Below are 7913 nucleotides of genomic sequence, written 5' to 3' on the forward strand. Positions count from 1 at the left end.
AAGTACAAGGTTTCAAGCCTCTACAAGTACATGCATCTGCGCACCGGCGGCGTTGACGGTTCGGAAAACTGCTGCGCTCATGTCTACATGGACAGAAAGATTCATGACATCATCGGCTACGGCGTAGGAACGCCTGACGTCGGAGAAACGCCTCGGATTCTGAAGAACGGCGATTCCATCACACCGGACATCGAATCCTGGACCAGATACGTCAACAAGTGTCTTTACAACAAGGGAAGACAGCTCATCTACGACAACAAGACCCTGACGTTCACGGTCAGGGGACTCGCCTCACCCAAGACAGTTGACTGCAAGGACGTCTTAAGCGAACTGGACAAAATGGCAGGAAACTTTTCAAAGAGGCGCGTCTTCCTCGAAAGCGATTCGTCCACTGACGCCAGGGTCGATTATACTCTTGGTGTCTGGTACCAGGACGGTGACTCAACATCATGGTATAAATACGACTCTCTCAAGCTCAAGGGCAACAGGCTCGTCAAAAGCAGCCTGTCCACTCCAAGAGAATATCTATCGTACAACACGGAAGACACACTGGATTCAGTGCTGAACGACGGCGAATACGTGGAAATCAAGTAAGGAAGTGCATTTTAATGGACACATATCAGGAATTCATGAATCTCCAGCAGAAGTACCTTGCGAAACAGGCCATGCTCGAACAGGAATATCTGAGTGTTCTGAAGCAGACCGGATATCCGGTCTCACCGGAAGAGCTCGGAAGCATCCTGATTCAACGTCTGATAACCAAAATGGAAAATGAAGAGCTTCCGGCCGGAAAATCCGCCATGTCCATCAACAAGGCCCCGATTGAAGGATGCGAAATCTCACAGGAACTTGCAAGTTCCGTTCTCGACAGGAACATCATCCAGCAGCTCGGTGACGAGATTGAATACAACGGCGCCGGATCGTTCATAATCTGCGACGGTAGGAATGACATGCCGAAAAACCTCGGCATGTCCCGGGTCATCGTCAACAACATCGACGAAAAGAGGCGTCCGGCTGAAGCTTCTGCCTGGCTGACCGGAGAATGCCTCCAGAAGGCACCGTCATCAGCCGCTTACGCACCTCCCGGCTACATAGCCCAGTATACGCTGAAGAACGACGTCAATCTCTACACCCGCGGCCACCTGATTGCCGCAACATTCGGCAACGTGAACGGCGAGTGGAACGCCAAAACGAACAACCATCTGAACATCGTCACCCAGACCCAGTGGGCCAATCAGTCATCAACTGCAAGCAACAAGGGTCAGGCATACTACGAGAAGATACTGCGCAACATTCTGGCGACTGGAGGAGTCGTCAACTACCGTGTGCGCCCGCTCTATTCCGGCAAGAACAAGATTCCGTCAGGCAACCAGCTCATGGCCAGGTGGTTCTCGTTTGATGACAGCGGCCGGCCTGTAAATGAAGAAAGCTTCAACGTCTTCGTTCCAAACGTCCAGAACGGATGGGAGATTGACTACGCTTCGGGTCAGGCCAGAAAGGTCAGGAAAAAACAGGCCTCGTGACATGCAGAAAACGGAACCGCCATGACAGTTCCGTTTCTCTCTTGAATTAAATGAAGTGCCGGACAAAGGCGGTCGTAATTCGACTGATCTTGTCCGGCATTTTTCATAAAGTACAGTGCTGCGCATCGCCTGCTCAATCAGGGATTCAAGGCGGGATTACGGGCAAATCCCCAAAATCGCTGTTTTGCCCGTAATCGGAAGCTGGAATTTACGGTAAAAGTACATTTACTTCAACATTGCTGCCATGTCAGATTTTCTCAGTGCCCCGTCCCTGGATTTGAATGCCCGGCAGATGTCTGACCAAGAAAAAAACAAGTATGATTCGTAAAATGCAATTATGAATCATACTTGTTTTTGAATTTGAGACAGAATTTTTCAGTCCGTCTAATTAATTGTTGTATTTCCTTCCTTAAAACTTACCGGAACCATGAAGCGTCTGACGTCTTCGGGGGTTTTTCCGTTAATCTGGCTGTCCAGCAGCTCAGTTGTCTTCAAGGCTATTTTCTGAACGTTCTGCCTGATTGATGAAATGCCAAGGGCAGTGTTGACGTAAAGCATACCGCCGTCAAATCCGATTATCTGAATGTCCTCCGGCACTCTGATTCCGTCTCTTTCAAGCTGGTCCCTCAGGTGCAGTGCGGTTTCGTCGCAATAGGCAAAGACTCCGACCGGTCCGTTTTCTCTGAAGATTCTGACAATATCTGATGATATTTCCTCAACCGCACTGTTGAACTTTTCGGGAGTCCTTGATGACGGAACACTGAAAACTTCATATTTCATTCCCAGATTGTTGCACTGGTCAATAAAGCCGGACTGTCTTGCAATCATCGGAGAAAAGCCTTCGTGAGACGTTCCTATGTAGACGACGTGCCCCAAGTTGCGCCTCTTGAATTCATCTGCGGCCATCCTGCCGCCGCCGTAGTTGTCCGAAGTGACCAGAGGAAACATTCCTGTGTCATCCTTTTCAATCGACACAAGGGGAATGTTTGAAGGGACGTGGCTGTTCAGATCCGAGTAAGATATTGAAATTATGCCGGCAACTCTTTGTTCCTCCGCCATCGTTACATATGACTTTTCCAGCTCATACCTATTTTCCGAGATGCTGAGAATCATCTTGTATCCCTTTTCGTTCAAATACCGCTGAATCCAGAACGTCAGCTCGGAAAAGAACGGTGACCAGACAGTCGGAAGAACGAACACCACATACTTGGACTCACTGATTTTAAGCGCCCTGGCAGCATCATTTCTGACATAGTGCAGCTTCTCAATCGAGCGTCTGACCTTTTCCTCAACTTCCGGCCTGACCTTCTTGCCGTTAAGATAGTTTGAAACGGTTGCCACCGACACCTCGGCATCACGGGCCACATCCTTCATATTAGCCAACTGTATATGCTCTCCCTTCATACGGACGAAGGTAGATCACGTCATCAAGTCCGTCCGGTGCATCGGCATAGTTGCCAAGAAGAAGACGACCGCCCCGGCCCTTCAGCGGGACATCAAACCTGACCTTCCTGTCCGCAAATGAACACACAACCATAATCTCCTGTCCATTCAATTCTCTGACAAATGCAATGATATCAGAATCATCGCCCGCAATCAATGAGTAACTTCCGTCCGTGAGAATTTCATTGTTCCTGCGCAGTTCAATGACCTTCTGGTAGAAGCGGTATACGGAGTCATCGGAGGCAAGATCCTGTTCAACGTTGATTCTCTCATAGTCAGGGTTGACTTCAATCCATGGCTTAGCATTTGAAAAACCAGCATTCTGACGTCCGTTCCACTGCATCGGGGTTCTGCCGTTGTCACGCGTCTTTCTCCTGACCATTTCCAGGGACTTCTCCTCGGAGATGCCGAGACTGAGGAAATGCTCATAGGTGTTGTGTGCTTCGAGATCCTTCATTTCATCGATGGACTTGAAGTCGACGTTCGTCATCCCGATTTCCTCGCCCTGATAGATGAACGGCGTGCCCCGCTGCATCATGATCAGCATCGCAAGCATCTCGGCGGACTTCACGCGGTACCTGCCGTCAGAGCCGAAGCGGGAGACGATTCTCGGCTGGTCATGGTTGCCCAGATAATTGGAGTTCCAGGAAAGACCGCTCTGCCACATGTCGAGGTCATGTCTCAGGTCGCTCAGCTTGAACGAGACGTCGGAGTAACGCCCGTATTCACCATAGTCAACATGCATATGCTCGAACTGAAAGACCATGTCCAGTTCCTCACGCGAAGGATTGACGAACCTTTCTCCTTCCACAACGTCTGTATGCGGAGTCTCGCCGATTGTAATCAAGTCATATCTGCTCAGGACACGCTCGTACATCTCATGGAGATACCTGTGGATGTTCCTGCCGTTTGCAATACCGTAATAGTATGCACCGAATTCCTTGTTGTCGACAACCGGGGCATCCGTAAACACTTCAGGTTTCGAGATGAAGCTGATTGAGTCCATGCGGAACCCGTCGATTCCCCTGTCAGCCCAGAAGCGCATCGTGTCATAAATCGCCTCGCGCACCTTCTCGTTGTCCCAGTTGAGGTCAGGCTGTTCCCTGGCAAACATGTGCAGGTAGTACTGCCTTCTTTCCGGGCAGTATTCCCAGGCCGACCCGCCAAATGCAGAGCCGTGATTCGTCGGAGCGGAACCGTCTTCTTTCGGGTCACGCCAGATGTAGTAGTCGGAATACTCATTGTCTCTGCTCATCTTCGACTTCTCGAACCATTCATGCCTGTCTGATGTGTGATTGACGACAAGATCCATCACAATTCTGATTCCCTTTTCATGTGCCCTTTCAATCAGCTCGTCAACGTCGTCCATCGTTCCGTACTGCGGGTTGATCTTCCGATAATCGGAAATGTCGTAGCCGTTGTCGACCATAGGTGACTCAAAAATCGGCGTGAGCCACAGAATGTTGACACCAAGGTCATTCAAATAATCAAGCTTCTGGATGATTCCCCGAATGTCGCCAATTCCATCATCATTTGAATCATTGAAGCTCTGGACATAGATTTCATACACCACGCCCTTCTTCTTCCACTCATTCATCCTCATCATCCTCACTTAATGCATCCTTCAGTGCGGCATTGACATACTGAATCTGTTTTCTCGCCTCATCTACGATTTCTTCCACTCTCTCCTCCGTCACATATGAATCGGAAGGCTCCATCGTCAATGCCATCGCAAGTGACAGGTTCATTCCAGTCAGCACATGCGTGTGCGGACGGGCCGCATAGGGCATGAACTTCTGATTGACTGACCCAGCCATGAGATCTGTCAATACAATGACTTCATCCTCTGCGGGAATGTCTTTGAAGATTTCCTCAATCCTTCCCTCAATCGGTCTGTTGTCAACATAGGCCGTGACAACCACAAAGTCCGCGTCTTCTCCTTCAAAGAACTTCAATGTTTCCGCCATTCCGCCGGAAAGCATGGAATGGCTCGCAATAATAACATGTCTTTTCATAGTCTCTTCCTCACTCAAATCCTACTTGGCAATTCCAAGAATGCCGGTTGCAGCTCCGACCAGGCAGATCACAATGATCAGGACGATGATGCGCGTCGGCGTCCATGACTTCTTTCCAAGAAGCCAGTAAACGAGAATTGCCAGTCCAACCGGAAGCAGCCCCGGCATGATCTTGTCGAACACACCAGTCTGCAATGAAAGGGAAACTTTACCCGTTGCAAACTTGAGCGGTGTGTAGACCTTGACGACCGTAGGGATGAGCGATCCGACGACCATCAGTCCCATGATGGAAATGGCATCGGTAAAGATGTTGATTTTCTCGCCAAGGGTCGTGATCAGCTTTGTTCCTGACTCGTATCCGAGATTGCAAAGCCACATCTTGAGCCAGTAGAATGCAACGTACATCACCATCCAGAGAATGGCTCCGATTGCGTTCTTCTGCAATGCCATGTATCCCGCAATCGAACCCATGATTGTCGGAATGAGAATCCAGAAAATGGAATCGCCGACACCCGAAAGAGGTCCCATGAGCGATGTCTTGAGCGACTGAACGGCATCCTTTGCCTTGATTCCGTCCTCTTCCTCCATCGCAAGAGTTGCGCCCAGGATGACGTTTGCCATCTGAGGAGTCGCATTGAAGTAGTTGTAGTGGTTGTCCATCGCCTCAATGTATTCGTCATCATCCGGATAGATCTTGCGAAGGGCCTTGCGCATTGAGAAGGCAACCGAAGGCGCCTGCTGCGATTCGTAGTTGTAACCAAGACCGGCTGAGAAGATCCACCTTCTGAACATGCTCTTCCGTTCCCTGACTGTAAGCTTGTTGTCATTCATCAAAATCGTCTCCTTCCACTTCATCTGCCATCGTCTGTGCCTTGACCTGTGCTTCTGCCTTCTGAACGTTGCTCATGTAAACTGCGTAAGCTGCAGCCCCGCCAAGAAGTGCGATTCCCAAAACAGGAACCTTGAGGTATGCAGATACTACAAATCCGATGATGAGGTATGTCATGTATTTCTTGACCGGCATGTAACGAAGCAGCATGCCGATACCAACAACAGGAAGCATTCCGCCGGCAATCTGCAGGCCGTTCGTGAACCATGCAGGAATTACATGAAGAACAAGCTTGACAATTGGTGTACCGAACAGGACAACCAGGGTTACCGGAATGACATACTTCATCATCCACGTCACAACTGTCAGATAGAAGACGCCGTCCATCTTGGCAAACTTCTTTTCATGAAGCAGACGCTGTGACCAGTGTGCATAGAAGTTGTTGATGATTTTCAAGACAACGTCGAGCTGAAGCGTCAGCATGCCGACGGGAAGACCGACGGCAATCGCCGTGCCGGTGGAAGCACCGGTCCTGATTGCGAGATAGACGCTGACGATTGTGGCAACGCCGTATTCCGGAACAGACGATCCGCCGATACCCGCAACACCAAGTGACATGAGTTGGAGCGTGCCGCCGATGACAAGGCCCACGCCGGCGTTTCCCATTACCAGGCCGACGAGAAGGCCAATCGTAACAGGCCAGTTACCTGTGATTTGATTGCCGGTGCCGTTGTCCCAGGCCATATAGGCAGCAATCAGAATAACTAAGATATTCTGCAGAAAATCAGGCATGTTACTCCTCTCCCTTCTTCAGCAGATCATCAAGTGACATCTTGTCGTCTTCAGGCGTGTACTGCGCATAAATCTCGATTCCCTTCGTGCTGATTTCCTTGAGATCTTCGATTTCCTGACTGTCAAGCGCAATCCTTGAAGTAAACGGCTTTCTGTCCCTTTCCTCGAACATTGCTCCGAGGTCAATCGCCGGAATCTTCACTCCGCCCTCAATCATCTTGAGAAGTGTTCCAGGTTCCTTGACGAGAACAAAGACCGAATGCGAGTCATACTTGCCCTTGTTGAAATTGGCAATGGCCGTTTCCGTGTCAATGATTGACATGCCGGTCCCTGCAGGCTTGCTCATTCTCATCGTTGCCTTGATCATGTCGTTTCCGCTGATTTCGTCATCGACAACCATGTATCTCTTTGGATGAAGTTCCATGTTCCACTGGTTGACCGTCACACCGTGAACGAGTCTTTCATCGACTCTTGCTAAAACTACTGGCATAATAAGTTCCTCCTCATTCATAAAACGTTTAATAAAAAATAAAGAATAACATTGTAAAATAGCACTTTCTAACAACTTTAAACGTTTCAAGTTCTCTTTACGTATTTTATTATAATACCATAAAGCAAAAATGCAAGCGTTTTATTGTACTTTCCTGCGAAAAATTTTCACTTTACAAAAAAAGACAGGCGCCGCATGGCGTCTGTCCTCCGTGTCAATCTTCAATTTTCCTGACCAGCACGCAGTCATGCTGTTCGTCATCCCCCAGCATGAAGACGTGAGTTCCGACCTTTTCAAATCCGTACTTCTGATAGAAATGATATGCGCGCCGGTTCTGTTCCTCGACGCCAAGCCACATCATGGGCTTCTTCATTTCGCGTGCAACTGAGATGGCATGTTCCATCAGCGCCGCACCGACGCCGTGCCCGTGACATTCCTTCAAAGTGTAGATGCGCTGTACCTCAAGGGCATCGGGATAGTCCGGCTCCGTCTGGGAAGTTCCCCAGTTGACCTTGATGTAGCCGACGGGCCTGTTGCCGTCCATGTAGAAGTAACAGCGCGACGTTTCGCATTCAAGCTCAGACTTCAGGACGTCGAAGTCATAAGCCGTGTCAAGGTATGCCTTCATGTCCTCTTCGCTGTTTTCATGAGCGAAAGTGTCATAAAAGGTCCTTTTCGCAAGCTTCTGCAGGGCAAGAATGTCTTCTTCCGTATTCTCAACTTTTCTTATCATCGATCATCACCTCAAGGTTACATGATATCATCTATTTTTCCATTCCGCCAAGAACACGCCTGATTGTGAAGATGAACAGGATGAGCGT

The 7913-nt window shown here is 49.3% G+C and carries 8 protein-coding genes and 1 pseudogene; 2 read left to right on the forward strand and 7 right to left on the reverse strand.

Translation table 11 applies throughout. The annotated features are described in order from the left end of the window. A pseudogene (locus V7Z60_RS07725) lies at nt 1-594 on the forward strand (hypothetical protein); the annotation flags it as partial. A gap of 14 nt (nt 595-608) precedes the next feature. Next, a complete protein-coding gene (locus tag V7Z60_RS07730; protein WP_334117259.1) occupies nt 609-1523 on the forward strand; it encodes a DNA/RNA non-specific endonuclease in 915 nt (304 codons plus the stop codon). A gap of 384 nt (nt 1524-1907) precedes the next feature. On the opposite strand, the gene V7Z60_RS07735 is transcribed toward V7Z60_RS07730, so the two are convergent. The 7 genes from V7Z60_RS07735 to V7Z60_RS07765 all read right to left on the reverse strand — a co-directional run bounded on the left by V7Z60_RS07735 (nt 1908) and on the right by V7Z60_RS07765 (nt 7825). Then, nucleotides 1908-2897 carry a LacI family DNA-binding transcriptional regulator gene (locus V7Z60_RS07735; RefSeq protein WP_334117266.1) on the reverse strand — a complete coding sequence of 330 codons (990 nt, stop codon included), beginning with the start codon at nt 2895-2897 and terminating at the stop codon, nt 1908-1910. Nucleotide 2898: 1 nt separating this feature from the next. Then, complete coding sequence (locus V7Z60_RS07740) at nt 2899-4563, reverse strand: glycoside hydrolase family 13 protein (RefSeq protein ID WP_334117260.1); 1665 nt, start codon at nt 4561-4563, stop codon at nt 2899-2901. Beyond that, on the reverse strand, nt 4556-4981 hold the full coding sequence (locus V7Z60_RS07745; RefSeq protein ID WP_334117261.1) for a PTS sugar transporter subunit IIA: 426 nt from the start codon (nt 4979-4981) through the stop codon (nt 4556-4558). The genes V7Z60_RS07740 and V7Z60_RS07745 overlap by 8 nt, the downstream gene beginning before the upstream one ends. A gap of 21 nt (nt 4982-5002) precedes the next feature. Then, nucleotides 5003-5812, reverse strand: coding sequence for a PTS system mannose/fructose/sorbose family transporter subunit IID (locus tag V7Z60_RS07750; RefSeq protein WP_442918906.1), 810 nt, complete (start codon nt 5810-5812; stop codon nt 5003-5005). Then, nucleotides 5805-6602: a PTS mannose/fructose/sorbose/N-acetylgalactosamine transporter subunit IIC gene (locus V7Z60_RS07755; protein WP_334117263.1), complete on the reverse strand. Its 798-nt coding sequence runs from the start codon at nt 6600-6602 to the stop codon at nt 5805-5807. The genes V7Z60_RS07750 and V7Z60_RS07755 overlap by 8 nt, the downstream gene beginning before the upstream one ends. A 1-nt stretch (nt 6603) precedes the next feature. Beyond that, entirely contained in the window at nt 6604-7092 is a 489-nt protein-coding gene (locus V7Z60_RS07760; RefSeq protein WP_334117264.1) for a PTS sugar transporter subunit IIB, read from the reverse strand. A 214-nt stretch (nt 7093-7306) separates the two neighbouring features. After that, complete coding sequence (locus tag V7Z60_RS07765) at nt 7307-7825, reverse strand: GNAT family N-acetyltransferase (protein ID WP_334117265.1); 519 nt, start codon at nt 7823-7825, stop codon at nt 7307-7309. Between the last annotated feature and the right edge of the window lie 88 nt (nt 7826-7913).

The sequence above is a fragment of the Ligilactobacillus sp. genome (assembly GCF_036846325.1).
Classification (GTDB): Bacteria; Bacillota; Bacilli; order Lactobacillales; family Lactobacillaceae; genus Ligilactobacillus.